We start from the raw sequence: 23,847 nt of genomic DNA, 5'->3' as shown, positions 1-23,847 counted from the left end.
CATTTCAAAAAAGGCGGAGCCGTGTCTTGGGTTCCGGTTCCACCCTGGGGTCGCGAACGCCCGGATCATCCGGCAGTCCGCCAAAGAAAGGTTTCGCCTCGCTTGGCGCCGGCGCTTTATCGCTCACGGCCGGTTCGGCGGGTTTTGGTTTTGCCGATGGCGGTGCCGGTGCCGGCGTGGGGCGCACAGCCTCGGCAATCGTCGCGGCGCGTTCCAGCTCAATGATGCGATGGTCGTTGACCGGGCTTTCCGGCCTGACGTCACGCAGCGGCGGCAATGTCTTCAAAGCCGTTTCGATCGAGGCAGGCGTCGAACCGTCTTCGAGCGCACCCTCGATCTGGCCGAAGGGCGCCTTCCATTCGAAGGCGTCGAGGCGGCCGGTCACGGGGGATACCGGCAGCCATTTGTCCGACACGAAGCCGTCTGCCACCCAGGCCGGATCGCGCGGCGCCTTGAGCGCCTGGGCCAGCCAGTGGCGCACGCGGCCCTGGTCTCCGGTCTCGGCTTCTTCGATGTCGGCCAACAGCAGATAGGCGGCTTCACGCGGCTGCATGCGCGCCGCTGCTTCCGCTTTGGCGCGAGCCTTGGCGAATTCCTGCGCGTCGAGGGCTGCCTGGGCGACGACGAGAAGGGATTCGACGTTGTTCGGGCGCTGCCCTTCCAGCCGCTCGGCGCGCTTCAGCCGGTCGAGCGTCGAATCGCCGCTGCGAGCCCTGACATAGGCTTGGCCGATCTCGGGATGAGGTGCCGATTTCCATGCCTGTTCGAGGATCGAGGCGGCCTTGCGGACGCCGCCTTCGCGAAACAGCGCCTTTGCGGCGATGAGGGCTGCCGGAATGAAATCGGAGGCAAGCTTCAGCGCCTGCAGGGCGTCGTCACGGGCGCCTGTCGGGTTGCTTTCCAGCTTCTCGCCGGCACGTGCCGTCAGGAGGACGGCGTGCAGACGGTTGGCTTCGGCCTTTTCGACGACGCGGGCGGCCTTTTGCTGTTCGAGCAGGCGGATCGCATCATCCCAGCGGCCGGCCTGGCTGCGATATTCGAGCGTCGCCTGTGCGGCCCAGGGCAGATAGGGCGCGTTGTCGGCTGCCTTTTCGGCATATTGGCGGGCGGCCTCGTTGGCGCCGAGACGGCGGGCTTCCAGATAGAGGCCGCGCAGACCGAGTTCGCGTGTCTCGGGATCGTTGGCCATGGCCTCGAACTTGGCGCGCGCCTCATCATGGCGACCTTCGATCAGGGCGGCCTGGGCCTCGAGCAGGTTGATCAGCGGTTCCTGATCGGCGCGGATCAGGCCGCGCGAGCGGGCGGCCATCTTGCGGGCGAGCAGCGCATTGCCGGCGCCGGCGGCGATCAGGCCGGTCGACAGCGCCTGATACCCACGGTCCCGCTTGCGGGCGCGGAAATAACGCGTCACCGAATGCGGCGAGGTCCAGACCAGCCGGACGAACCACCAGGCGATCATCATGGCGGCGACCAGCGCGATGATTGCGCTGGCGGCGACGATAAGCTTTGTCTGGTAGATCTGGCCCTCCCAAATCAGCGAGAGGTCACCGGGACGATCGGCGAGCCAGGAGAAGCCATAGGCAAGAAGCAGCACGAAGAGGGCGAAGACGACAAGACGGATCAGCATGGTCTCATCCCTCCTTGCCGGTGCCTGAGACCGCCTTCGACAGCGCCCCGCCGACCAGTTCCTCGACGCGTATGCGCGCTTCGAGCGACTGCTTGAAGGCGGCGGACGCCTGTTTGCCGGGGGCGGGCAGGCTGTTCCATTCGGCGGAAGCGCCGGGCAGGTCGCCGTTCTTCACCTTCTCCTCCATGCGGGCGGCGATGGCTTCGACGCTTTCACCCTCGATATTGCCGACGGGACGAACGCTCACCAGCGATTTGGCGCTCGACATCAGCCGGTCCGACCAGCTCTGGTTCGAATCCGGCTGGTTGACGGCTCCGACGATCGCGGTGGCGACATCGGGAACCTCGGCCACCAGCTCGGTGCGTGAGGGAACGCCGGTTTGGGCAAAGGCTCTGAGGTCAGCGACGGCTGGATCGTCGGGGGCAACGCCGGCGAAGGTGTCGAGCTCGGCCAGGAACGGGCCACCGCGATCGATCGCCGCCTTCAGGGCGGCGGCCGCGATCGCCCGGGCAACGGCGACGTCCTCGCGCGGCTCGTTCAGCTTCTTTTCGGCCTCTTCGAGGCGCTTGGCGATATCGGCGCCGTTCGTCGTCTGCTGCTCGGAAGACTGGGCAAGCGTCGAGCGCAGTTGGTCGACCTGACCGGTCAGTTCCGCAATCTTCTGATTGAGTGCATCGACGTTAGCAGAATCGGCCGGTGCGGCGACTGCGGGGGCCTTTGCAGCCGTTTCCAGCGCAGCGACGCGTTTCGCAAGCTCGCCGTCGTCCGTGCCCGCCGGATTGGCGGCAAGGTTGGCGACGGTCTGTTTCAGGCCGTCGATCTCGCCGGCAAGATCGGCCGTCTCCGGCGATGTCGTCTGCGGCGTGGAGGAGCCCGGGAGGTAACCCGCATACTGGATGGCGCCGGCGCCAAGCAGCGCCACGAGGCCGCCGAAGATGCCGGCGGCAATCAGGCCGGAGGTGCCGGCGCTCTTCGGCGCGGGCTGTTCAGGAGGAGGGGTGAAGGAAGGTTCTGGAGCTGCCGGTTCCTCCTCCGGCGCATCCATCACGGGCTTCTCTTCATCTTCGGCATGCGACGCAGTCTCGGTTTCGGGCGCCAGGCCGGCATCGGCGGTAGTGCTGTCGGCCTCGCCGGTTTCATTGTCTACCGGTTTTTCGGTATCGGCTGCAGCGGCGAATTCCTGTGCATCGAGGTCGATCGTGACCGGTTCGTCGGCGCTCTTCGAATGGCGTGGCGGGTTTCCCGATACCATGAGGTCCTCTTTATCCTGCATTGCAACGAAACTAGACAGTGATGCCAGTTAAGGGAAGAGGTTAGATCAAATTTGGGCAGCTAGAGCCTTCAAAGCAGCGACAAAAGGCTTTTCTCTTCCGGCATCTGCGAAATCACTACGCTTTTTCGAAGTGCCGCCGGAACGGCCTCGGCCACGGCCTCGCTAAGGCAGAAAAGGCGGATTCCGCTGTGTTCCGGCAGGGCGGATCGCAGTTCCGGCACGCGAAAGAAATCCTCGGCCGTCTGCCGGGAATAGAAGAGAATGGCGTCAGGGCCAGACCTTGAGAAAATCGCTTCGATCTCGGCCGAGCCGGGAACGATCGGCTGCATGCGATAGCATTCGGCGACGGAAAAGCGGATGCCGAGTTCGCGCAAACCTGATTCGAAAGTTTCGGCGCGGGGCCACCCGGCAAGATAGAGCAACCCGTCGGCGCCCCGCGCCGCGACGAGATCGGCGAGATCACGGCCGTTGCCCTGAGATGAGGCGACCGATCGGAAGCCGAGGCTGCGCGCCTCTTCCGCCGTCGTTTCGCCGACCGCAAAAAGCGGACGGGCAAGATGCGGGGGAAGTTTCTCGCCGAGCGCGGAGAGGACCCTGATGGCTTCGGCGCTGGTCACCGCGATTGCGCCACTGGTGATGGCGAGCGCGTCTGCGGCGGCATTGCTGTCGTGCAGCGGCTGACGCAGCGGCAGCAGCAGCGGCTCGTGGCCCATATCGCGCAGACGTTGTGCGGTTCTCGTCGCCGCATGCGCGGGGCGGGTGACGAGCACGCGCATGGCCGCTTCAGTGCCAGTCGTCGAAAAAGGCGCTGCCGGCCCTGGCGCGCACGTCCTGGCCGGCGCGGGTGCCGAGTGCTGCCGCATCGCGGCGGTGGCCGTCGGTCGTCACTGCATGCTGGCTGCGGCCGTCGGGGGTGATGATGAGGCCGGAGAACCGGATCAGGTCGCCTTCGCAGACGGCATAACCGCCGATCGGCGTGCGGCAGGAGCCGTCGAGCGCGGCGAGGAAGGCGCGTTCGCAGGAGACGGTGTCGAAGGTCGGGCCATCGTTAACAGGCGCCAGCAGATCGTCGACCCGGGCGTCGCCGATGCGGCTTTCGATGCAGATCGCTCCTTGCGCCGGCGCCGGCGGGAAGGTGTCGGGGTCGAGGATATCGGTCAGAACGTCGACCTTGCCGAGACGCTTCAGACCGGCAAGCGCCAGCAGGGTCGCATCAACCTCGCCCGCTTCGAGCTTGCGCAGGCGCGTTTCGACCAAGCCGCGGAAGGTGACGACATTGATATCCGGCCGCATCCGGCGGATCAGCGCCTGGCGGCGGAGCGACGAGGAACCGACGGTGGCGCCATGCGGCAGGTCGATCAGCTTTCGGGCGGTGCGGCCGATGACGGCGTCGCGGATATCCTCGCGCGGCAGGTAGGCGGAGAGATAAAGCCCCTCGGGCAGCTTCGTCGCCATGTCCTTGGCGGAATGCACGGCGAAATCCAGCTCGCCGGCGGCAAGCTTCTGTTCGAGCTCTTCGGTGAACAGGCCCTTGCCGCCGATCTCGGCCAGCGACCGGTCGGTGATGCGGTCGCCCTTGGTGGTCAGCACGACGATCTCGAACATGTCCTCGGGCAGATGATGCGCCGCCATCAGCCTGTCGCGGGCCTCATGCGCCTGGGCAAGCGCCAGCGGACTGCCTCGCGTGCCGATCCGGAAAGGTTTTGTTTGCATCCGCTCTATTCCGTTGTTACCGGAGTTCTCGTAAACGGGTTTCCATCCCATCGCAATCAACGAACAGGCTTCATGGTTCCCTTTCTGCGCATCCTTGGCATCGAAACGAGCTGCGACGAGACCGCCGCCGCGGTCGTCGAGCGCGATGCTGAGGGGCATTCCAACGTGCTGTCGGATGTCGTGCTTTCCCAACTCGACGAGCATAGCGCCTATGGCGGCGTGGTGCCAGAGATCGCCGCACGCGCCCATGTTGAGGCACTCGACGAGCTGATCGAGGAAGCGCTGAAGCGCGCCAATGTGTCGCTCAACGACGTCGACGCCATCGCCGCCACGTCGGGCCCGGGGCTGATCGGCGGGCTGCTGGTGGGATTGATGACCGGCAAGGCGATCGCCAGAGCCGCCGGCAAGCCGCTCTATGCGATCAACCATCTCGAAGGCCATGCGCTGACGGCGCGGCTGACGGACGGGCTTTCCTTTCCCTATCTGATGCTGCTCGTCTCCGGCGGCCATACCCAGCTCATCCTGGTGCGGGGCGTCGGACAGTACGAGCGCTGGGGCACCACGATCGACGATGCGCTCGGCGAAGCCTTCGACAAGACGGCAAAGTTGCTCGGCCTGCCCTATCCCGGCGGCCCGGCGGTAGAGCGGATGGCGCGGGACGGCAATCCCGATCGCTTCGATTTTCCGCGGCCACTGGTCGGCGAGGCGAGGCTCGATTTCTCCTTCTCTGGCCTGAAGACGGCGGTGCGGCAGGCGGCGCAGGATATCGCGCCGCTCAGCGATCAGGACGTCGCGGATATCTGCGCCTCGTTCCAGAAGGCGGTTTCGCGGACGCTGAAGGACCGTATCGGCCGCGGCCTGCAGCGGTTCAAGACGGAGTTTCCGGCGACATTCTCAGCGACTGGCGAAAAGCCGGCGCTCGTCGTTGCCGGCGGTGTCGCCGCCAATCTTGAACTGCGCGGCACGCTGCAGGCGCTGTGCGACAAGAACCGTTTCCGCTTCGTCGCGCCGCCGCTCAGGCTCTGCACCGACAATGCCGTGATGATCGCCTGGGCGGGACTGGAGCGGATGGCGACCGGCGCCGCGCCGGATGCGCTCGACGTGCAGCCGCGCTCGCGCTGGCCGCTCGATTCCAATGCGGAAACGCTGATCGGTTTCGGAAAACGAGGGGCCAAGGCATGAGCGAAAACATCGCCGTCGTCGGATCGGGGGCTTTCGGCACGGCGCTTGCCGCCGTCATCGCGCTTGCCGACCGCAGCACCGTGACCCTCGTCGGGCGCGATCCGTCACTGATTGCCGATCTGAAGGCCGAACGGCTGCACGATGCGGTGCTGCCCGGCATTCTCCTGCCCGATACGCTGGAATTTTCCGCCGAGGCGGATGCGATCACTGGTGCCCCCATCGTGCTGTTTGCGATGCCGTCGCAGGCGCAGGCTGATGCGGCGCGGCAATACGGACCTTATCTTTCCAAGGATGCTGTCGTCGTTACCTGTGCCAAGGGTATCGAACGGGCGACCGGCCATCTTTTGACCGACATGCTGGAACGGGAGCTGCCGGATCATCCCATCGCCGTGCTCTCTGGCCCAGGTTTTGCCGCCGATATCGCCAAGGGCCTGCCGACGGCGATGGCAATTGCTGCAGCCGACATGGAAATTGCCGAGCGGCTCGCTCAGGCGATTTCCGGGCGGACTTTCCGGCTCTACGCTTCCAACGACCGGATCGGCGTGCAGCTCGGCGGCGCGCTGAAGAATGTGCTGGCGATCGCCTGCGGCATCGTCGAAGGCCGTGGCATCGGCGATTCCGCGCGCGCGGCGCTGATTGCACGTGGGCTTGCGGAAATGTCGCGTTTCGTCGTCGCCAAGGGCGGGCAGGCGGATACGGTGCGCGGGCTTTCCGGCCTCGGCGATCTGGTACTGACGGCAACGAGCCATCAATCGCGAAACCTGCGCTTCGGCATCGCGCTCGGGCGCGGCGAAAAGACCGATCCTCTGCAGGGTGCGCTGGTGGAAGGCGCGTTTGCCGCCTCTGTCGCCTCGCGGCTTGCGGCGGAGTTGAAGGTCAGCATGCCGATCACAGACGCCATTTCCGCCATCATCGACGGCAAGCTCGACATATCAGAAGCGATAGAGCAGCTGATGACGCGTCCGATCACCACCGAATAGGAGACAGACATGCTTTTCGCCCTTCTCTGCAAGGACAAACCGGGACATCTGAACGTGCGCATGGATACGCGTCCGACGCATATCGAGCATCTGAACAAGCTGAATGCCGAGGGCACGCTGAAGATCGCCGGGCCGTTTCTCGATGACGACGGCAAGCCCTGCGGCAGCCTGATCATCGTCGAAGCGGAATCGAAAGAGGCGGCGCGTGCGCTTGCCGATGCCGATCCCTATGCCAAGGCCGGACTATTCGAAAGCGTCGACGTCAAGGCCTACAACTGGGTCTTCAACAAACCGGAAGCGTGAGCATGGCGCACTGGCTCTATAAATCCGAACCCGCCTCCTGGTCCTGGGAGCAGCAGAAGGCTGCCGGCGAAAAGGGCACTGAATGGACCGGCGTCCGCAACTATCTGGCGCGCAACAACATGCGGGCGATGCAGATCGGCGACAAAGGGTTCTTCTATCATTCCAATGATGGGCTGGAGATCGTCGGCATCGTCGAAGTCTGCGCCCTGTCGCATCCCGATTCTTCCGCCAAGGGCGATCCGAAGTGGGATTGCGTCGATATCCGCGCCGTCATGGACGTACCGAAGCCGGTGACGCTGAAGGATGTCAAGGCGAGCGAGAAGCTCGCCAAGATGGCGCTCGTCACCTCGATGCGGCTTTCGGTGCAGCCGGTGACCGAGGAAGAATATCTCGAAGTCTGCCGGATGGGCGGGCTGGACAATCCGCCGCGTTGAAGACCGATCCGCAAGCCTTCATCCGCGCCAATACCAGCCTGATGCCGCCGCAGCATGTGCCGGAGATTTCGCTCTATCTGGCGAACGAGGCGCATGAGCTCTGGCTGAAGACGGAGGAGGAACTGGAGGCGATCGGCCTGCCGCCGCCCTTCTGGGCTTTTGCCTGGGCAGGCGGGCAGGGACTGGCGCGCTACATCCTCGATCATCCGGAAACGGTGCGCGGCAAGCGCGTGCTCGATTTCGCCAGCGGTTCCGGCCTTGTCGGCATTGCGGCGATGATCGCCGGTGCCCGGGAGGTCACTGCCTGTGATATCGATCCCTGGACGGAAGCGGCCGTCCGGCTGAATGCCGAGGCCAACCGTGTTTCGCTCGGATTTACCGGCGCCGATCTGATCGGGCAAGCCGTCGATGCCGATATCGTGCTTGCCGGCGACGTCTTCTACGACCGCGCTTTCGCCGATGCGCTCGCTCCCTGGTTCGCCAAGCTGGCAGCCGACGGCAAGCCGGTGCTGGTCGGCGATCCCGGACGCAGCTATCTGCCTCGGGATCGGCTGGAATTCTGCGCGGTTTATGAGGTGCCGGTAACACGCGCGCTGGAGGACAGCGAAATCAAGAAGACGACGGTGTGGCGGTTCGCTTCCTAGGTCGGATCGACTTTAGGACTCGATCATTCGCGATCACCGGACCCTTCTCAAGCAAAGCAAAGCAAAGCAAGGCATGCTGTGGTCTCAGCCGGAAGCGACCGGCGTGAGCCCGCATGATATTGCATTCTAACATGTTACCCTCTTTGTAATTGTTATGACCAAGAGTATGTGCGGTCTTTCTCAGGGGTACAATCGGTAAAGCAACGGCTTCTATCAGAAGCGTTATGTTGCTATATCAGATCGTTATGCTGCGCCGCTTGTCACAGCAACTGTCCCTAATTAACCCATTAATTAGCATTCACTTGCATGCGCGGACTGCGATGCTACCGTCGCCCACATCGTGGGGGATCGCGTATGACAATTGAAGAGCTGATCGATCTACAGGAAGCAGGCTCGAGGGCGCGGGTGCTCGGCCTGAAGGCTCACGAAAACCCATACCTCGCCGCCCATAGGATGCCGACTGGTGATACCAGTGCCCTCGGAGATTGGCTTGCGCGTCACGACGCGTGGAAGTTCGGTTGGGAAGCGGAGGACGCCAGCCGCGAAGGTAGGATTGTTACGCACTTCAAGGAGCTGATCTCGATTGCCAAACGAGGTGCACTCGATGCGTAACGTTAGGTTTTCTTGCCCCGCCACAGCGAAGGATCGGCGCCTCTTTCACCATCGGATTGCCAGCGTTCAGGCCTTTTCGAAGAGCGGTGAGATCACCATTTCCGGCACCAGCACCAGGCCCTTGTCGGTTATCCGGATTTCCGGGATGACCGACAGCGGGATGAGGTTGAAGCCCATATAGGCGATGGTGCAGCCTGCCCTTTCCCATTCGAGCTTCAAGGCCTTTACCTCGTCCGCAACCTGGTGCACGCGCTTGTCGGACAAAAGCCCGGCGATCGGCAGCGGCACCATGGCCGTCACCTTGCCGTCCATGACTACACAGACGCCGCCCTGCTTTTCTTCGATCGCGTCGAGCGCCACCTGCATGTCCGCGGCATTCGTGCCGGCGACGATGATGTTGTGGCTGTCGTGGCCGACCGAGGATGCGACAGCGCCTTGTCTGAGCCCGAAGCCGTTGAGCAGCCCGTGGGCGACATTGCCGGCAGACTTGCCGTGACGTTCCACCACTGTCACGAAGCAGAGATCGTGCTTGTCGAAATGGGCTTGCCAGTCATTGGCCGGGTCCAGCGTGACGGTGACATGGCCGAGGGTAATGCCAGGCAGCTCCGTCCTGATCGTATGAGCGACGACCGTCTCCGTCGGCAGGTCCGGCGTCAGCCTGAGATTTTTGGGCAGCTTGACCGTGTGGTAGGCGGCATCCCGATAGCGGTACGGTTTCGACAGGGCTTCGTCGAGGATCGGCGTGATCTTCTTGCTGTCGACGACGAGTTCGCCACCATACCAGGTGCTGACCGGCGTAAGGTCGTCGCTGAGAAGCACCAGGTCGGCGCGCCGCCCGCCGCCCAGACCGCCGATTTCGCCTTCCATGCCGAACCGCGTCGCGCCGTGCAGCGACCCCATCGCCCAGGCCTGTTCCGGCCTCATGCCGTATTTCACGGCTTCGCGCGTTACCCAGTCCAGGCCGAAGGCGAGCAGATCTTCGGCATCGCGGTCGTCGGTGCAGACGGCGACGCGCTTGTGGGAGGCGCCGAGCTCGGTGATCGTCTTGATCGCCTGCGGCAGGGAATGCCAGGGAGTCGTCGGCGGGCCGCCGCGCAGGAAGATCCACACGCCAGCTTCCAGCAGGTCGTCGGCAATGTCGCGGTCGATGGCTTCATGCGTGTCGGTGACGCCGGATGCGGCATAGGCGGCAACAAACTCTCGTCCGTAGACATGGCCCGACACCGGCCTGCCGCGCTCGAGCGCTGCGGCCAGGATCGCATGGCTGCGCTCGTCGCCCATCGCAACAGGGACAAAATCCATTTTCTCACCGAGAGCCACGGCTTCCGGCCATTTGTCGAACAGGGCGGCGATCTTGTCCGGCGTCAGGTCGCCGCCGGCCGTTTCCAGATCCGGCGTCGTCGCCGGCACGGTGCTCGGCACGGTCAGGAAGATCGACAGCGGCGCCTGCCGTGCATCCTCGAGCATGGCCTCGACGCCAACGACGTCCATGACATTGCCGATCTCGTGGCTGTCGCAGAAGATCGTCGTCGTGCCGTTGAGGAGCGCGGCTTCGGCATAGGCGCAGGCCGTCACCATCGAGGATTCGATATGGATATGCGGATCGACCAGGCCTGGGGCGATGATGCCGCCCCTGGCGTCGTAGAGCTTGGCGCTCCCGCCTCTGTAGCTGCCGGCCAGCTTCACGGCCGCAATGCGGCCCCCGGAAATCCAGACTTCGCGTCCGTCGAGAACGCGCTCCGAATAGGTGGACAAGACGCGTGCGCCCTGGATGACCAGGTCTGGTTCGCGACGAGCGGAGGCGACATCGGCAAGGCGGCGGGTCATGGTCGAGAGCGGCTGAACGGAGAAGCGGGTAAGCGTGCTCATGTAAACCTCATTTCCAGGGCTCGGGGGAGAACTGGCGAGATTGTAAGGAACGCCGTCAGGGGAGGGAAGCACGAATAGTTCTTGTCTCCGGCGCAGGTCCAGGACTACCGGAGCAGGGCGACAGGCGCGTTCCGATCATTCGCGATCATCCGGACCAAAAAGGCGTCAGCCGGCGATCAAAACGGCTTCATACACCATCGTCGCGGCGGCAAGATCGGCCAACGCCGTTCCGACGGCCTTGTAGAGAGTGATCTCATCGTTGGACGTCCGCGCTGGAACATCCCGGCGGCACGCTCGTCAAGTGTCGCACGCACCGCATCTGCAGAAATGACGCGGGTTTTGATCGGCTGGACCAGATCGCCCGCTTCGTGAAGGGCTTCGTGCGTGTCGATATAGGCAGATGAGCGCCGAAAGGCCTCGTCATCGGCCTCGCGCATCGCCGGGGTGAAGCCGCCGATCAGATCGACATGGATGCCCGGCCGCAGCCATTCGCCGCGGATAAGCGGTGCTGTCGCCAGCGTCGCCGCGCTGACGATATCGGCCTGCCGCACTGCTGCTTCCAGATCCGTGACGGCAGTGGCCTGGAGCCCACGTTGCCGGAGGCTCTGCGCCAGCCGTTCGGCGCTGGCGGGATCGATATCCCAGATATCGACATGCGCGATCGGCCGGACGGCGCGGTAGGCATCGGGTATGAGGCTCGCGACGCGGCCTGCGCCGATCACCAGCAGACGGCGTGCGTCTTTTCGAGCAAGATAATCCGCGGCAAGGGCCGATGCCGCTACCGTGCGGCGCGCGGTGATCGTGTTTCCGTCAAGGAGCGCAAGCTGCATCCCGGTCCGGCCATCATAGAGCATGTAGGTCGAGGTCAAACCGGGAATGCCGCTCAGCGTGTTGCCGGGAAAGACGGTGACGATCTTGATGCCAAGGTAGCGCTCCGACCGGTGCGTTTCATGCCAGGCCGGCATCAAAAGCAGCGTCGCATCCGGCTCGCCGCTATTGGCTATCGTGTGGTGAAGCCGCACCGGCACGACACAGCCTTCGGCAAATGCTTGCCGCAGGGTCGCGACCAGCGGGCCGAAAGGGAGGAGCTCGCCCGTTGTCCGGGCATCGAGAATACGGATTTGTGTGTCGGTCATTGAAGCGATCTCCCAGTAAGTTCTGACTGCTGGATAAAGCGAGTTCTGTGTGATTGAACGAGAGCCGCGTCGCCTCTGCGCGGCGTACCAGCTTCAACCGGCATCGCCCTTTGGAAAAAACTTCGTTGCGATCGGAATGCGGAGCCTTGAGCACCGCTCAGGCAAACGCCGCTTTCTTCTCCAGCATTCTGGCGTATTGCGTCAGCGGATAGCACAGGGCGAAGAAGATCACCGCGACGAGACCGTAGACCTTGAAAGGTTCGAAGGTCGCGTTGTTGATGGCGTTTGCGGTTTTCAGCAGTTCGTCGAAGCCGAGGATCGAGGCCAGTGCGGTGCTCTTGATCAACTGGACCAAGAACCCGACGGTCGGCGCGCGGGTGATCCGGAAAGCCTGCGGCAGGATGATAAGGCGAAGTTCGAGGAGACGATGCAAGCCCAGGCTGGCTGCGGCGTCCCATTGCCCGCGCGGCACCGCCTCGACGCCGCTCCGCCAGATTTCGGCAAGATAAGCGCTGGCGTAGAACGTCAGGCCACAGACGGCGGCGGTCCATGACTCGATCCGGAAGCCGAGCATCGGCAGGCCGAAGAACATCAAAAACAGCTGCATCAGGAGCGGCGTTCCCTGAAACAGGGCAATGTAGCCGGACGCGAAGCTGCGCGGCCAGCGTGTTTTCGATATCCGCGCAGACAGGATCGCCAGGCCAACGATGGCGCCGCCGGCAAAAGCTGCGAGCGAAAGCAGCAGGGTCCAGCGTGTCGCGAAGACAAGATTGCGCAGAATGTCCCAGAAGGTGAACTCAATCATGCCAGACCGGCTCCCAGAAAACGGCGCTTCCCGGCGAAAAGGAGCCGGCGAAGTGCGGCAGACATCGAAAGGTAGATCAACGTCGCCACCAGATAGGTCTCGAAGGAGCGGAAGGTGCGCGATTGAAGCAGATCGGCCTCCTGCGCCAGCTCGCGGACGGATATTTGCGAAACCACCGCCGATTCCAGCATCATGATGATGATCTGGCTGGTCAGCGCCGGAAAGATGATGGCGATCGCCTGCGGCAGAATGATCTTGAAGAACACCAGCCGAGGCCTGAGACCGAGTGCCTGCGCCGCCTCCTTCTGGCCTCTCGGTATGGCATCGAGCCCGGCCCCGACCACCTCGATCGTGTAGGCCGCCATGTTGAGGGTCATGGCAAGGACGGCGGCAGTGATCGGATCGAGGCGAATGCCGAGACTAGGCAAGCCAAAGAAGATGAAGAACAGCTGCACCAGGAATGGCGTGTTGCGCATGATCTCCACATAGAGGCCGACGGCCTTGCGCAACCAAGGATAAGGTCCCCGGCGCGCGGCTGCGCCGAGAATGCTGAGAACGATCCCGAGGACCGATGTGGAGACAGTCAGGGCAAGCGTCGTGCCTGCGCCATACGCCAGAGCTCCCATTCCGTCCCAAAGCCAATTGAAGTCGAGGCTGTATCTCATCGCTTGTCCTTTGAAGCCGGATAGTCCGGGTGGGGCCGGCCCTGAAATCTGGATCCGCCTCTCAACCAAAGAATTGGAGCATGATGCCGCTTGAACGCTTGCAGTTTTCGGCATCATACTCGGGTGCGTGGGAGGCCTTCCTCGTCAGTCCTTCAGGTTTTCAGTGTTGAGCGACGCTTTCAGCCAGCTCTTCGAGCTTGCATCGAGCGACCCATCGGCGATCATTGCGGCGACGCTGTCATTGACGACCTTCTTCAGGCCTTCCTCGCCCTTGCGGAGCGCGATGTGCGAGGGGGAGCTGAGGAGCTGGAACTTCTGCTCCGGCTTCAGCTCGTCCTGTCGTGCCAGAACCTGCGCGCCGACATCGTTGCCGACGACCATCAACTGGGTCTGGCCGGAGATGAAGGCCTGGATGACCGAATTATAGTTCTCGAAACGCTGGATCGCAGCCGAGCCGGGGGCGACGGCCGTCAGCGACGTGTCTTCGAGCGTCCCGCGATTAACGGCAACGGTCTTGTCGGCGAGGTCTTCCTTGCCGCTCACCTTCAGCGCAGCCGGACCGATGACGGCGATATAGTAGGGGGCGTACGGGGCGGCAAAATCGATAACCTCGGCGCGCTCCTTCGAATAACCGACGCTCATCAGCAGGTCGACGCGGTCGTCGTTCAGGTAGGCGATCCTGTTCTGGCCGGTAACGCTGACCAGATTGAGTTTCACGCCGAGCCCATCGGCGATCTTCTGGGCGACGTCGACGTCATAGCCCTTGATGCTCATATCGGCGCTTGCCGAAGAGAAGGGCGGGAAATCGGAGAAGATGCCGATGTTGATCTCGCCTGCGGCCTTGATATCGGCAAGTTCGTCGGCCTGCGCGGCCCCTGCCAGGATGCCGAACACGGCAATTGCCGCGGTGGCGATGTAGCGTAATTTCATAAGAGCAGTCATGTCGTTCCCCTTTTTGAGACGTGTTGTGCGACAGGTGATGGATGGCAGCGGGCAAGAGGCACGCTGCCCGTGTGGAGCTGGTTCTCAGGTCACTTTTGTCCTGACCGCGGGACTGAACATCGCGAGGCACAGGAGTTCGAACAGGACCTGAGCGGCGATCTGCGCGGTGTTGGTGGTGTTGTCGTATTGCGGCGCGATTTCCACGACGTCGCCGCCGACGAGGTTGATGCCCTTGAAGCCGCGCAGCAGGGTCAGGGCCTCCCTCGGCTGAAGCCCGCCGACTTCCGGCGTGCCGGTTCCCGGAGCGAAGGCTGGATCGAGGCTGTCCACGTCGAAACTTAGATAGGTCGGACCGGCGCCGACGACCTCCAGAGCCTTTGCGATCACCGCCTTGAGGCCCATCTCCGCCACCTCTTCGGCGTGGATGACGGTCATGCCGGAGGCAAAGGAGAACTCCCAGAGATATTCGCCGCCGCCGCGGATGCCGATCTGGATCGTACGCTTCGGATCGAGCACGCCTGCCAGAACCGCCTCGCGGAAGGGCGCACCGTGATGGAACTTCGAGCCCTCATAGGGACCGGCGGTGTCGCAATGAGCATCGATGTGGATCATGCCGACCGGCTGGCTAGCCGCCAGGCCCTTGAGAATGGCGCCGGAGATCGAATGGTCGCCGCCGACCGACAGCGGGATAACTCCGGTCGCCGCGATCATCCGGTAGCAGGCCTCGATGTCGGCATGGCATTCGGCCAGGCCGAACCGGCTGCGCATCGGCACGTCGCCGACATCGGCGACCTTTAGCCCTCCCATCGGCGCGACACGCAGAACATGTTCGTAGGGACCGATACGCTCGACAGCCCGGACGGCCCGCGGCCCCAGCCGCGCGCCGGCGCGATTGGTGACGCCGAGGTCCATCGGCACGCCGATCAGAGCCACGTCAAGCGCCTCAAGCACCTCGGGCCGTAAACCGTTCTCGATGAAACTGGCATCCAGAAAGGTCGCAGGATCGGCGAAGGGCCATTTGCGGCTGTCGCCGTCCTTGAATACGCTCGCCGCCACGGCGCGGAAGTGCGGATCTTCCATCTCCCCGCCTGCAGCGCTGCCGAAGCGCTTTCTTAAGTCTTCCAGAAAATCCCGGTCAATGGTCAAGACAGGCTCCCACGGTATTGATGCTGGCATCATCATCGGGGCCGTCCGCTTCTCTTGGAACCGCGAAAATTCGAGAGGGGATATAACGATTCCTGATAGCTCGGATCCGCCGAGGCTCCGCGATGCGGGCAATGCGTTCTGCGGTATGTTCAGAAAATTTTATAAGCCGGCGAGAATTTTCCACTACCGCGGTTCGCAACCTCAGGCGCTGCCGAGATTTGCGTGAGGCCGGAAAGCGTCGAGATATCGTCCGGCGCTCCGGGTGCCGGAGCCATGACCGGACGCGTTGCCGACGTCGTGACACTCGGTGCCTTCAGGCATGTCGTTCTGGACCTCGTCAGTGGCGACCGCATAATCTCGGCTTGCCCGAACCGTCCAGACATAGCCTTCGCGCGCGGGCAGGAGATCAGCGTTTCCATTCCCCCCGAGGCATGCGTTCTCTTTGCGCGATAAGCTGGCATCGACCGGGCGCAGCTTGCGCTGCGCCGGGGCTAAGGGTCACCAGTTGCCGGAAGGACATGGTTCGTCCAATATCCACTTACGGGCAGAGAGGCCCTCGCCTCTCGATCGCCACAAAGTATAGAATGCGGCTTCCGATGCTTGATCTTGATTCCTATCTGCTTCGTGCATTTCTGACCGTCGCGGAGATCGGCACCGTCAATGGAGCAGCCGTCAAGCTGAACAGAACGCAGGCGGCCGTGAGCATGCAGATCCGCAAGCTGGAGGAGCTTGTCGGCGTTACGCTGTTTTCGCGTTCGTCAAAAGGCCTCGAGCTCACGAGCCATGGGCAGATCATGCTGGCTTATGCCCGCGAAATGGTCGCCCTCAGCGACGAGGTCGGGAAAAGGCTGACAGGCAAGATGATCGAGGACCGCATTCGCCTCGGCGTCGTTGAGGACTTCGCAGCCGGCCACCTGATCGACATTCTTAGTGCCTTCAGAGCCCAGAACCCGAAAGTCGAGATCGACATCATTGTCGAGCCGAATCGCCGCCTCGCCAAACTGTTTGAAGACAGGAAGCTGGATCTCGTGGTTTGCGACATCACCTGCCTCTCGCGAAAACCGACCCTGATCTGGACCGAATATTTGATGTGGACGGTCAGATCCGACTTCGTGGCGGATGCGGAAAAGCCGCTTCCCATCATTATGTTCGAGGAGGAGTGCCCCTGGACGCTCCCGACGATTGCGGCGCTGTCCCAGCGGAACGTCAAGTGGAAGACGGCGTGCGTCGCATCGACGCTGGTCGCTATGGCGACCGCGGTTCGCGTCGGTATCGGTATCGCGCCAATGATGCTCAACACGAAACCGGAGGGCTGCCGGACGCTTGACAGATCGGCGGACCTGCCCGGTCCGGTGCGCATCGAGATCGGTCTCTATGCTCAACCCGAGACGGCCGAAGGCGCGCGCTACCTTGTGGACTTCATTTCGCGGCATACGGCCATATTGTCCAGCTAGAGCATGATGCCGAAAAGTGTGATCGGTTTTCGGACAACATTCTGCTCGAGGAGCGTTCAGCTTCCATTATATCGGGTCAATTTAATTCGCTCTACCGGACTGGCGAGCGAAGCCCCACAGTGATCCATGAAGGGTCGACGACCCAATCTCAAGCATTCATGGAAGTCTGCGAATACGATGATGGGGCAAGCCAAAGTTGACGAAACTCTCCTCGCGGCTGCCGCCTATCTGCCCGGCCAGGTCGCAAACCTCACGAGGGGAGCGAGCGTGACGGCGCAAACCAACGAAATACTGGAGCGCATCGATGACATGCTGCTGCGCGAAGGTACCGACAAGTCAGAGATCATTCTCGCCAACATCTGGCTCAGGGACCTTGCCTCATTCGAAGAAATGAACGGAGCCTGGGATGCTTGGATGCCGAATAGCGGAACGCCACGGCGGGCGACGTTTGAGGACAAGAATCTCCCGCCGATGTGCGCCATCCGTATTGACGTAGCCGCGTCGCGAAAGAGTGGGGCCGGGCAAATTTGAGCCGCCTGCGTTCGTCATCTTCCTACCCTTGTCAGCGAAGCCGGACCGGAATTGCGCCCTTCGGCATCATGCGCTAAGGCCGGATGACGCAGACATTGGCCTCATAGGTGCAGGGATCGTCCTGCACTGCAATATCGATGACTTTCGCCTTTGGGGCTAGCGGCTCACGCCGTGCGGGGGGATAGAAGCCATAGCCCTCGCCGCCGACATAGGTTCCGCCATCGGCCTGATAGACGTAAGACGTGCCGGCATAGGTGTCGCCGACGTCGCGCTGCGCCTGGGGTACGACGACAACGATATTGTTGCGGGTGACGCGGTTGGTCGCCGGCGAGGAAAAATGTTTCAGGAACGGCATCCGTTCTTTGCGGTTCCGAGCTCGATAGGCATTGTCGAAACGGATGCTGCGATTGCGCCAGTTCACACGTTCGCCGAGAAGCAGTCCGCCATGAAAAGCGTGGCGGTGGTCGGAAAAGCGGCGATCATGACGGCGGTCGCCGGCTTCGGCGGGAAGTGCAGCAAGCGCGGACAGGGCAAGCAGGGCGACTGCGGACAGACTGCGAAACATGGGTGGCCGGCCTCCGGAATTCCGATCCCTAACAAATCGTTAACGCCAGATTGCGCCAAAAGCCGGAGCTTGTCCATTCAGCTCGGACAACCGGCACAAAATTTGAGCGGAAAAAACCAGTTTCTTTAGCCTGCAAACTTCCCGGTAACGCGAATCGATTAAATTAAAAGCAGACAGCGATTGTGCTTGTCGTCGGCGTTCCCGGTGATTAAACGTCGCAATTGATGCAACGCACACAGAGAATTTGTCATTCGTGTGGTTGACTGAGCATGCTCCGAAATCCGGGAGCGCAGAGAAGCCGCCGCGAGGTTCTGATGGCGAACGTGACAAATAACCGGCCCCTATCGCCGCATCTGCAGATCTACAAACCTATTCCCACCATGGTCATGTCCATCGTTCACCGCATTACCGGTAGCGCGCTCTACGTCGGCACGCTGCTCGTCGCCTGGTGGCTGATCGCGGCGGCAAGCGGCCAGGGCTCCTATGACTGGGCCAACTGGGTGCTCGGCAGCCTTCTCGGCAAGCTCGTGCTTCTCGGCTACACTTGGGCGCTGCTGCACCACATGCTCGGCGGCTTCCGCCATCTCATGTGGGACCTCGGCTATGGCTTCGGGAAAGAGTTCTCGACCAAGCTCGCCATCGCCAACATCATCGGGTCGCTCTGTCTGACCGTGCTGGTCTGGGTGATCGGCTTCCTCATTCGCTTCTGAAGGTCCTCTCATGGATATGCGCACCCCCCTCGGCAAGGTTCGCGGGCTCGGCTCCGCCAAGGACGGCACGGATCATTTCTGGCGTCAGCGACTGACGGCCGTCGCCAATGTTCCGCTCATCCTCTTCTTCGTCATCTTCATGCTCGCCTATGCCGGCGCGCCTTATGCGGATGTGGTTCGCGCGCTGTCGAACCCCTTCGTCGCGGTCGTCATGGGGCTGATGGTGATCTCCGGCGTCATTCACATGAGGCTCGGCATGCAGGCCATCATCGAGGATTATGTGCATGGCGAATTCGGCAAGGTCGCTCTCCTGATGCTGAACACGTTCTTTGCGATCCTGATCGCCGGCCTCTGTCTCTTCGCCATTCTGAAAATCGCATTCGTAGGATAAGCTGATATGGCACCGACTTCACCCGCCCAGAATGGCAAAGCCTACAAGTATGTCGATCACTCCTACGACGTGATCGTCGTCGGCGCCGGCGGCGCCGGGCTGCGCGCCACGCTCGGCATGGCCGAGCAGGGTTTCCGCACGGCCTGCATCACCAAGGTATTCCCGACCCGCTCGCACACGGTCGCGGCCCAGGGCGGCATCGCCGCCTCGCTGCGCAACATGACGCCGGATAGCTGGCAGTGGCATCTCTACGACACCGTCAAGGGTTCCGACTGGCTCGGCGACGTCGACGCCATGCAGTATCTCACCATGGAAGCGCCGAAGGCGGTCTATGAGCTCGAACATTACGGCGTGCCGTTCTCGCGCAACGAGGAAGGCAAGATCTATCAGCGCCCGTTCGGCGGCCACATGCAGAATTACGGCGAAGGCCCGCCGGTACAGCGCACTTGCGCCGTTGCCGACCGTACCGGCCACGCCATCCTGCATACGCTCTACGGCCAGTCGCTGCGCAACAATGCCGAATTCTTCATCGAGTACTTCGCACTCGACCTGATCATGTCGGAAGACGGCAGCCGCTGCGTCGGCGTCGTTGCCTGGTGCCTCGATGACGGGACGATCCATCGCTTCGCCGCCAAGATGGTGGTGCTGGCGACCGGCGGCTACGGCCGCGCCTATTTCTCGGCCACATCCGCCCACACCTGCACCGGCGACGGCGGCGGCATGGTGGCGCGTGCCGGCCTGCCGCTGCAGGACATGGAATTCGTCCAGTTCCATCCGACCGGCATCTACGGTTCGGGCTGTCTGATCACCGAAGGCGCGCGCGGCGAAGGCGGCTACCTCGTCAACTCCGAGGGCGAGCGCTTCATGGAGCGTTACGCTCCTTCGGCCAAGGACCTAGCCTCGCGCGACGTCGTTTCGCGCTGCATGACGCTGGAAATCCGCGAGGGCCGCGGTGTCGGCAAGGCGAAGGACCACATCTTCCTGCATCTTGATCATCTCGATCCGGCCGTCCTTCATGAGCGCCTGCCGGGGATTTCCGAGAGCGCCAAGATCTTTGCCGGCGTCGACGTAACGCGCGAGCCGATCCCGGTTCTGCCGACAGTTCACTACAATATGGGCGGCATTCCCACGAATTATTGGGGCGAAGTGCTGAACGCCGACGGCGCCAATCCGGAACGGATCATCCCCGGCCTGATGGCTGTGGGCGAAGCCGGCTGCGCCTCGGTGCACGGCGCCAACCGCCTCGGCTCCAACTCGCTGATCGACCTCGTGGTCTTCGGCCGGGCCGCTGCGATCCGCGCCGGCGAGGTCATCGACCGCGCAGCGCCGATCCCGCATCTCAACGTCGCCGCCTGCGACAAGATCATGGACCGTTTCGACGGTCTGCGGCACGCCAGTGGCGGCACGCCGACCGCGGAACTGCGCGAGAAGATGCAGCGCGCCATGCAGGAAGACGCCGCCGTCTTCCGCACGCAGGAATCGCTGGAATCCGGCTGCCGGCGTATCTCGGCGATCTGGGGTGAGATGAAGGACATCAAGGTCACCGACCGCTCGATGATCTGGAACTCGGATCTGGTCGAGACGCTGGAGCTGCAGAACCTGATGGCAAACGCCATCACGACGATCTACGGCGCCGAGGCCCGCAAGGAGAGCCGCGGTTCGCATGCCCGAGAAGACTATACCGAGGGTGCATTCGCCGGCCGCGATGACGTCAACTGGCGCAAACACACGCTCGCCTGGGTGAACGAGGCCGGCGACGTGAAACTCGACTACCGGCCGGTTCACACCGAGCTCATTGCCGAAGGCATCGATCCGCACAAGATCGAGCCGAAGGCTCGCGTGTACTGATCTCAAGAGGAACCGGACATGGTTGAACTCGCTCTCCCCAAGAATTCTCAGATGCGCGAAGGCAAGGTCTGGCCGAAGCCGGCGGGTGCCAAGAACACCCGCGAATTCCGCGTCTACCGCTGGAGCCCGGACGATGGTCAGAACCCGTCTATCGATACCTTCTACATCGATATCGACGATTGCGGACCGATGGTGCTCGACGGTCTGCTCTACATCAAGAACAAGATCGACCCGACGCTGACGCTGCGCCGTTCCTGTCGCGAGGGCATCTGCGGCTCCTGCGCGATGAACATCGACGGCACGAACACGCTGGCCTGCACCAAGGGCCTCGACGATATCAAGGGCGCGGTGAAGATCTATCCGCTGCCGCATCTGCCCGTCGTCAAGGATCTGGTTCCAGACCTCACCAACTTCTATGCCCAGCATCGTTCGATCGAGCCGTGGCTGAAGACGGTGTCGCCGGCGCCGGCCAAGGAATGGAAGCAGAGCCACGAGGACCGGCAGAAGCTGGACGGCCTCTATGAATGCATCCTCTGCGCCTGCTGCTCGACCTCCTGTCCGAGCTACTGGTGGAACGGCGACCGCTATCTCGGTCCGGCCGTTCTGCTGCAGGCCTATCGTTGGCTGATCGATTCCAGAGACGAGGCGACCGGTGAGCGCCTCGACAATCTCGAGGATCCATTCCGCCTCTATCGCTGCCACACGATCATGAACTGTGCGCAGACCTGCCCGAAGGGCCTCAATCCGGCCAAGGCGATCGCCGAAATCAAGAAGATGATGGTCGAGCGCCGGGTTTGATCAGCATGCATACCGATGGCGGTATAGACGGCTTCGATCCCGAAGCCGTCACCGAGATCAGGTCGCGGTACGCGAACAGCGAATGCGCATCGGTCCCGGTGCAATCATGCAGTGATGCACTATTCCGAGACATTGCGCGCGTTCGACAGCGATCCTGACAGAGATGAACACGCGCAACACCTTGCTGACAAATTCTATGTGCAGGAAGTTTTGCAGCGGGACAGTTGAACTGTATCGTTTTTCGGTTAGTTGTTGTCACGGGCAATTTATGCCGCCCGACTTGATTAACCAAAGCGAATTACGATAATCGGACTTGTCTCACGCCCGTTTCTCTACGGCGATGGCCGAATTCAGGAGTATGATGATGCAGTTGCGATATGCGATGACAGGTCTGGTGGTGGCTCTCGCGCTAGCCGGTTGTCAGCGTACGGCATATGATTACAGCTCCAACGCCAGTGCCGGCCCGGCGCCGTTGACGGCGCAGCCGGTTCCCTCGGTGCAGGGTGGGCAGCTTCCACCGCCGACCGGCAGCTCGCAGTTTCCGGCTGCACCAGCGTCGACGGCGCCAATGCCGGGCGTCCAGCCCGGCGCAATGGCCGCGAATGCGCTCGATATCACCAAGGAATCGATGGTCGGAAGCTGGCGTGTCAACGGCAGCTGCGACATGTTCCTGACGCTGACCAATCTCGGCAGCGGTTCGCGCGGTGGAACGCGCGGCTGCGTCGGCGAGCTGACGGCGATGGGCTCCTGGGAGGTCGCCGGCAAGCAGGTGCTGCTCAAGGACCGCTCGGGCAACCAGCTCGGCAGCGTCTACAAGACGGCCGACAACCGCTTTGAGGGACAGACGAGCACGGGCCAGTCGATCAGCCTCAGCCGGTAAATGTTCCGGCGGGTCTCCGCCGTTGACTGACAGGCGGATATGCCCTCATGCAACCAATGCCGGATTATGCGCTCAGCGTCTGCGAACAGCTTAAAGCGCTGACCGCATCGGGCGCGCTCCAGGTCGATTCTGCCCAGATGGACGTGGCAAAGAACCTCGACCGGGTGCTCGCCGGGCTGAAGCAGCGGCGGCCGGCGGCAAAATCGAGCGCGCTTGGCTGGCTGTTTGCCGCCAAGAAGAAATCCGCCGACGGCATCAAGGGGCTTTATATCCACGGCAGCGTCGGGCGCGGCAAGACCATGCTGATGGACATGTTTTTCGCCATGGCGCCGTGCCGGAAGAAACGCCGGGCGCATTTCCACGAATTCATGGCAGATGTGCATAACCGCATCGCGGCGCACCGGGTGAAGCTCAAGAACGGCGAGACCAGGCAGGCCGATCCGATGCCGCCGGTCGCCGCAGCGCTCTACGACGAGGCGGAACTGCTCTGCTTCGACGAGTTCACGGTCACCGACATCGCCGATGCGATGATCCTGTCACGGTTGTTCTCCGAGCTTTTCGCGCGCGGATGTGTGCTGGTCGCGACCTCGAATGTCGAGCCCGACAATCTCTACATGGATGGTCTCAATCGCGGCCTTTTCCTGCCCTTCGTCGCGTTGCTCAAGCAGCATGTCGATGTCGTCACCCTGGGTTCGCCGACCGACTACCGGATGGAGAAGCTGAGCAGCCAGCCGGTCTATCTGGTGCCGATCAACGAGCATAACGACATGGCGATGGATGCGTCCTGGACGCAGGCGCTGCATGGGCGCAAGGCGCAGCCGCTGGATATTCCGATGAAGGGGCGCAACATCCATGTGCCGCTCGCCGTCGACCGCATGGCGCGGTTCTCTTTCACCGATCTTTGCGACAAACCGCTCGGGGCGGTTGACTTCCTGGCCATCGCCGAGCGCTACGATACGGTCTTCGTCGATCACATTCCCTTGCTCGGGCCGGAAAAGCGGAACCAGATCAAACGGTTCATCATTATGGTCGATACGTTCTACGATCATGCCGTGCGGCTTTACATTTCCGCGGCGGCCATGCCGGAGGAACTGCTGCTGCATCGCCGGGGCACCGAGGGCTTCGAATTCGACCGCACGGCATCGCGCCTGTTCGAGATGCGCAGCGCGGAATATCTTGCGCTGCACCATGAAAAACGCGCCGCAGAGTAACAATTTGGTGACAGAATACCTTACGTTTACGTAAGAATTTTTGTATCTAAACGATTGAAAACGCTGCATCAAAAATAATGGATTGCCATTTTTGGGCTTTGGGTCTATGCGATTGCGTCATTGGGCGG

24 protein-coding genes and 2 pseudogenes are annotated in these 23,847 nt (G+C 62.5%); 15 read left to right on the top strand and 11 right to left on the bottom strand.

What is annotated here, in order from left to right; genetic code table 11:
- Positions 1-4: 4 nt before the first annotated feature.
- From BS630_RS13460 to hemC, 4 genes are all read right to left on the bottom strand, one after another.
- Positions 5-1,627, bottom strand: coding sequence for a heme biosynthesis protein HemY (locus BS630_RS13460; RefSeq protein WP_077977853.1), 1,623 nt, complete (start codon positions 1,625-1,627; stop codon positions 5-7).
- Positions 1,628-1,631: 4 nt separating this feature from the next.
- Positions 1,632-2,900, bottom strand: a complete 1,269-nt coding sequence (locus BS630_RS13455) for a COG4223 family protein (RefSeq protein ID WP_077977852.1) — start codon at positions 2,898-2,900, stop codon at positions 1,632-1,634.
- A 68-nt stretch (positions 2,901-2,968) separates the two neighbouring features.
- A complete protein-coding gene (locus tag BS630_RS13450) occupies positions 2,969-3,676 on the bottom strand; it encodes a uroporphyrinogen-III synthase (protein WP_077977851.1) in 708 nt (235 codons plus the stop codon).
- Between the two features lie 7 nt (positions 3,677-3,683).
- Complete coding sequence (gene hemC, locus BS630_RS13445; RefSeq protein ID WP_077977850.1) at positions 3,684-4,613, bottom strand: hydroxymethylbilane synthase; 930 nt, start codon at positions 4,611-4,613, stop codon at positions 3,684-3,686.
- A gap of 72 nt (positions 4,614-4,685) precedes the next feature.
- On the opposite strand from hemC, the gene tsaD reads away from it, so the two are divergent.
- The 6 genes from tsaD (at position 4,686) to BS630_RS13415 (ending at position 8,768) form a co-directional block, all read left to right on the top strand.
- Positions 4,686-5,795 (top strand): tRNA (adenosine(37)-N6)-threonylcarbamoyltransferase complex transferase subunit TsaD, encoded by a 1,110-nt coding sequence (gene tsaD, locus BS630_RS13440; protein WP_077977849.1) that lies wholly within the window; start codon positions 4,686-4,688, stop codon positions 5,793-5,795.
- Positions 5,792-6,775 (top strand): NAD(P)H-dependent glycerol-3-phosphate dehydrogenase, encoded by a 984-nt coding sequence (locus BS630_RS13435; RefSeq protein ID WP_077977848.1) that lies wholly within the window; start codon positions 5,792-5,794, stop codon positions 6,773-6,775. The genes tsaD and BS630_RS13435 overlap by 4 nt, the downstream gene beginning before the upstream one ends.
- 9 nt (positions 6,776-6,784) lie before the next feature.
- Positions 6,785-7,078 carry a YciI-like protein gene (locus tag BS630_RS13430; protein ID WP_003543605.1) on the top strand — a complete coding sequence of 98 codons (294 nt, stop codon included), beginning with the start codon at positions 6,785-6,787 and terminating at the stop codon, positions 7,076-7,078.
- A gap of 2 nt (positions 7,079-7,080) precedes the next feature.
- Positions 7,081-7,512: an EVE domain-containing protein gene (locus tag BS630_RS13425; RefSeq protein ID WP_003543603.1), complete on the top strand. Its 432-nt coding sequence runs from the start codon at positions 7,081-7,083 to the stop codon at positions 7,510-7,512.
- The gene (locus BS630_RS13420) at positions 7,509-8,156 is read left to right on the top strand and encodes a class I SAM-dependent methyltransferase (RefSeq protein ID WP_077977847.1); all 648 of its coding nucleotides are present in this window, start codon (positions 7,509-7,511) and stop codon (positions 8,154-8,156) included. The genes BS630_RS13425 and BS630_RS13420 overlap by 4 nt, the downstream gene beginning before the upstream one ends.
- Positions 8,157-8,510: 354 nt before the next feature.
- Positions 8,511-8,768 carry a CrpP-related protein gene (locus tag BS630_RS13415; RefSeq protein WP_025396307.1) on the top strand — a complete coding sequence of 86 codons (258 nt, stop codon included), beginning with the start codon at positions 8,511-8,513 and terminating at the stop codon, positions 8,766-8,768.
- Between the two features lie 66 nt (positions 8,769-8,834).
- On the opposite strand, the gene BS630_RS13410 is transcribed toward BS630_RS13415, so the two are convergent.
- From BS630_RS13410 to speB, 6 genes and pseudogenes are all read right to left on the bottom strand, one after another.
- The gene (locus BS630_RS13410) at positions 8,835-10,637 is read right to left on the bottom strand and encodes an adenine deaminase (protein ID WP_077977846.1); all 1,803 of its coding nucleotides are present in this window, start codon (positions 10,635-10,637) and stop codon (positions 8,835-8,837) included.
- 165 nt (positions 10,638-10,802) lie between these two features.
- Positions 10,803-11,773: pseudogene (lhpI, locus tag BS630_RS13405) on the bottom strand (bifunctional Delta(1)-pyrroline-2-carboxylate/Delta(1)-piperideine-2-carboxylate reductase).
- Positions 11,774-11,930: 157 nt separating this feature from the next.
- Positions 11,931-12,578: an amino acid ABC transporter permease gene (locus BS630_RS13400; protein WP_025396304.1), complete on the bottom strand. Its 648-nt coding sequence runs from the start codon at positions 12,576-12,578 to the stop codon at positions 11,931-11,933.
- Positions 12,575-13,243 (bottom strand): amino acid ABC transporter permease, encoded by a 669-nt coding sequence (locus BS630_RS13395; RefSeq protein ID WP_077977845.1) that lies wholly within the window; start codon positions 13,241-13,243, stop codon positions 12,575-12,577. Before BS630_RS13395 ends, BS630_RS13400 begins: the two co-directional genes overlap by 4 nt.
- A gap of 144 nt (positions 13,244-13,387) precedes the next feature.
- Positions 13,388-14,185 (bottom strand): transporter substrate-binding domain-containing protein, encoded by a 798-nt coding sequence (locus BS630_RS13390; protein WP_077977844.1) that lies wholly within the window; start codon positions 14,183-14,185, stop codon positions 13,388-13,390.
- A gap of 84 nt (positions 14,186-14,269) precedes the next feature.
- A complete protein-coding gene (gene speB / locus BS630_RS13385; protein WP_183594561.1) occupies positions 14,270-15,331 on the bottom strand; it encodes an agmatinase in 1,062 nt (353 codons plus the stop codon).
- Positions 15,332-15,526: 195 nt separating this feature from the next.
- Between speB and BS630_RS13380 the strand changes: the two are divergent.
- From BS630_RS13380 to BS630_RS13370, 3 genes and pseudogenes are all read left to right on the top strand, one after another.
- Positions 15,527-15,784, top strand: a pseudogene (locus BS630_RS13380) (TOBE domain-containing protein); the annotation flags it as partial.
- Positions 15,785-15,915: 131 nt separating this feature from the next.
- Complete coding sequence (locus tag BS630_RS13375; RefSeq protein WP_170268951.1) at positions 15,916-16,785, top strand: LysR substrate-binding domain-containing protein; 870 nt, start codon at positions 15,916-15,918, stop codon at positions 16,783-16,785.
- A gap of 177 nt (positions 16,786-16,962) precedes the next feature.
- Complete coding sequence (locus tag BS630_RS13370; protein WP_077977842.1) at positions 16,963-17,316, top strand: RidA family protein; 354 nt, start codon at positions 16,963-16,965, stop codon at positions 17,314-17,316.
- A gap of 73 nt (positions 17,317-17,389) precedes the next feature.
- Here BS630_RS13370 and BS630_RS13365 read toward each other — a convergent pair whose 3' ends face one another.
- A complete protein-coding gene (locus tag BS630_RS13365; RefSeq protein WP_077977841.1) occupies positions 17,390-17,881 on the bottom strand; it encodes a hypothetical protein in 492 nt (163 codons plus the stop codon).
- A gap of 314 nt (positions 17,882-18,195) precedes the next feature.
- Between BS630_RS13365 and sdhC the strand changes: the two genes are divergently transcribed.
- The 6 genes from sdhC (at position 18,196) to zapE (ending at position 23,719) form a co-directional block, all read left to right on the top strand.
- Positions 18,196-18,591 carry a succinate dehydrogenase, cytochrome b556 subunit gene (gene sdhC / locus BS630_RS13360; RefSeq protein ID WP_025396296.1) on the top strand — a complete coding sequence of 132 codons (396 nt, stop codon included), beginning with the start codon at positions 18,196-18,198 and terminating at the stop codon, positions 18,589-18,591.
- Between the two features lie 10 nt (positions 18,592-18,601).
- Entirely contained in the window at positions 18,602-18,982 is a 381-nt protein-coding gene (gene sdhD, locus BS630_RS13355; RefSeq protein WP_025396295.1) for a succinate dehydrogenase, hydrophobic membrane anchor protein, read from the top strand.
- 6 nt (positions 18,983-18,988) lie between these two features.
- On the top strand, positions 18,989-20,830 hold the full coding sequence (gene sdhA / locus BS630_RS13350; protein ID WP_077977840.1) for a succinate dehydrogenase flavoprotein subunit: 1,842 nt from the start codon (positions 18,989-18,991) through the stop codon (positions 20,828-20,830).
- 18 nt (positions 20,831-20,848) lie between these two features.
- The gene (locus BS630_RS13345; RefSeq protein WP_017989667.1) at positions 20,849-21,628 is read left to right on the top strand and encodes a succinate dehydrogenase iron-sulfur subunit; all 780 of its coding nucleotides are present in this window, start codon (positions 20,849-20,851) and stop codon (positions 21,626-21,628) included.
- Between the two features lie 364 nt (positions 21,629-21,992).
- Positions 21,993-22,508 (top strand): protease inhibitor Inh/omp19 family protein, encoded by a 516-nt coding sequence (locus BS630_RS13335; protein ID WP_077978075.1) that lies wholly within the window; start codon positions 21,993-21,995, stop codon positions 22,506-22,508.
- Between the two features lie 47 nt (positions 22,509-22,555).
- Positions 22,556-23,719 (top strand): cell division protein ZapE, encoded by a 1,164-nt coding sequence (gene zapE / locus BS630_RS13330; RefSeq protein ID WP_077977839.1) that lies wholly within the window; start codon positions 22,556-22,558, stop codon positions 23,717-23,719.
- Positions 23,720-23,847: the final 128 nt, after the last annotated feature.

The sequence above is a fragment of the Rhizobium laguerreae genome (assembly GCF_002008165.1).
Taxonomy (GTDB): domain Bacteria; phylum Pseudomonadota; class Alphaproteobacteria; order Rhizobiales; family Rhizobiaceae; genus Rhizobium; species Rhizobium laguerreae.
This window is presented reverse-complemented; position numbering and strand designations above follow the sequence as displayed.

What these genes read in the sequence shown, in the direction of transcription:
- BS630_RS13460 (WP_077977853.1), bottom strand. Translation starts at nt 1,627, where the DNA reads ATGCTGATCCGTCTTGTCGTCTTCGCCCTCTTCGTGCTGCTTCTTGCC.
- BS630_RS13455 (WP_077977852.1), bottom strand. Translation starts at nt 2,900, where the DNA reads ATGCAGGATAAAGAGGACCTCATGGTATCGGGAAACCCGCCACGCCAT.
- BS630_RS13450 (WP_077977851.1), bottom strand. Translation starts at nt 3,676, where the DNA reads ATGCGCGTGCTCGTCACCCGCCCCGCGCATGCGGCGACGAGAACCGCA.
- hemC (WP_077977850.1), bottom strand. Translation starts at nt 4,613, where the DNA reads ATGCAAACAAAACCTTTCCGGATCGGCACGCGAGGCAGTCCGCTGGCG.
- tsaD (WP_077977849.1), top strand. Translation starts at nt 4,686, where the DNA reads ATGGTTCCCTTTCTGCGCATCCTTGGCATCGAAACGAGCTGCGACGAG.
- BS630_RS13435 (WP_077977848.1), top strand. Translation starts at nt 5,792, where the DNA reads ATGAGCGAAAACATCGCCGTCGTCGGATCGGGGGCTTTCGGCACGGCG.
- BS630_RS13430 (WP_003543605.1), top strand. Translation starts at nt 6,785, where the DNA reads ATGCTTTTCGCCCTTCTCTGCAAGGACAAACCGGGACATCTGAACGTG.
- BS630_RS13425 (WP_003543603.1), top strand. Translation starts at nt 7,081, where the DNA reads ATGGCGCACTGGCTCTATAAATCCGAACCCGCCTCCTGGTCCTGGGAG.
- BS630_RS13415 (WP_025396307.1), top strand. Translation starts at nt 8,511, where the DNA reads ATGACAATTGAAGAGCTGATCGATCTACAGGAAGCAGGCTCGAGGGCG.
- BS630_RS13410 (WP_077977846.1), bottom strand. Translation starts at nt 10,637, where the DNA reads ATGAGCACGCTTACCCGCTTCTCCGTTCAGCCGCTCTCGACCATGACC.
- BS630_RS13400 (WP_025396304.1), bottom strand. Translation starts at nt 12,578, where the DNA reads ATGATTGAGTTCACCTTCTGGGACATTCTGCGCAATCTTGTCTTCGCG.
- BS630_RS13395 (WP_077977845.1), bottom strand. Translation starts at nt 13,243, where the DNA reads ATGAGATACAGCCTCGACTTCAATTGGCTTTGGGACGGAATGGGAGCT.
- BS630_RS13390 (WP_077977844.1), bottom strand. Translation starts at nt 14,185, where the DNA reads ATGACTGCTCTTATGAAATTACGCTACATCGCCACCGCGGCAATTGCC.
- BS630_RS13375 (WP_170268951.1), top strand. Translation starts at nt 15,916, where the DNA reads ATGCGGCTTCCGATGCTTGATCTTGATTCCTATCTGCTTCGTGCATTT.
- BS630_RS13370 (WP_077977842.1), top strand. Translation starts at nt 16,963, where the DNA reads ATGATGGGGCAAGCCAAAGTTGACGAAACTCTCCTCGCGGCTGCCGCC.
- BS630_RS13365 (WP_077977841.1), bottom strand. Translation starts at nt 17,881, where the DNA reads ATGTTTCGCAGTCTGTCCGCAGTCGCCCTGCTTGCCCTGTCCGCGCTT.
- sdhC (WP_025396296.1), top strand. Translation starts at nt 18,196, where the DNA reads ATGGCGAACGTGACAAATAACCGGCCCCTATCGCCGCATCTGCAGATC.
- sdhD (WP_025396295.1), top strand. Translation starts at nt 18,602, where the DNA reads ATGGATATGCGCACCCCCCTCGGCAAGGTTCGCGGGCTCGGCTCCGCC.
- sdhA (WP_077977840.1), top strand. Translation starts at nt 18,989, where the DNA reads ATGGCACCGACTTCACCCGCCCAGAATGGCAAAGCCTACAAGTATGTC.
- BS630_RS13345 (WP_017989667.1), top strand. Translation starts at nt 20,849, where the DNA reads ATGGTTGAACTCGCTCTCCCCAAGAATTCTCAGATGCGCGAAGGCAAG.
- BS630_RS13335 (WP_077978075.1), top strand. Translation starts at nt 21,993, where the DNA reads ATGCAGTTGCGATATGCGATGACAGGTCTGGTGGTGGCTCTCGCGCTA.
- zapE (WP_077977839.1), top strand. Translation starts at nt 22,556, where the DNA reads ATGCAACCAATGCCGGATTATGCGCTCAGCGTCTGCGAACAGCTTAAA.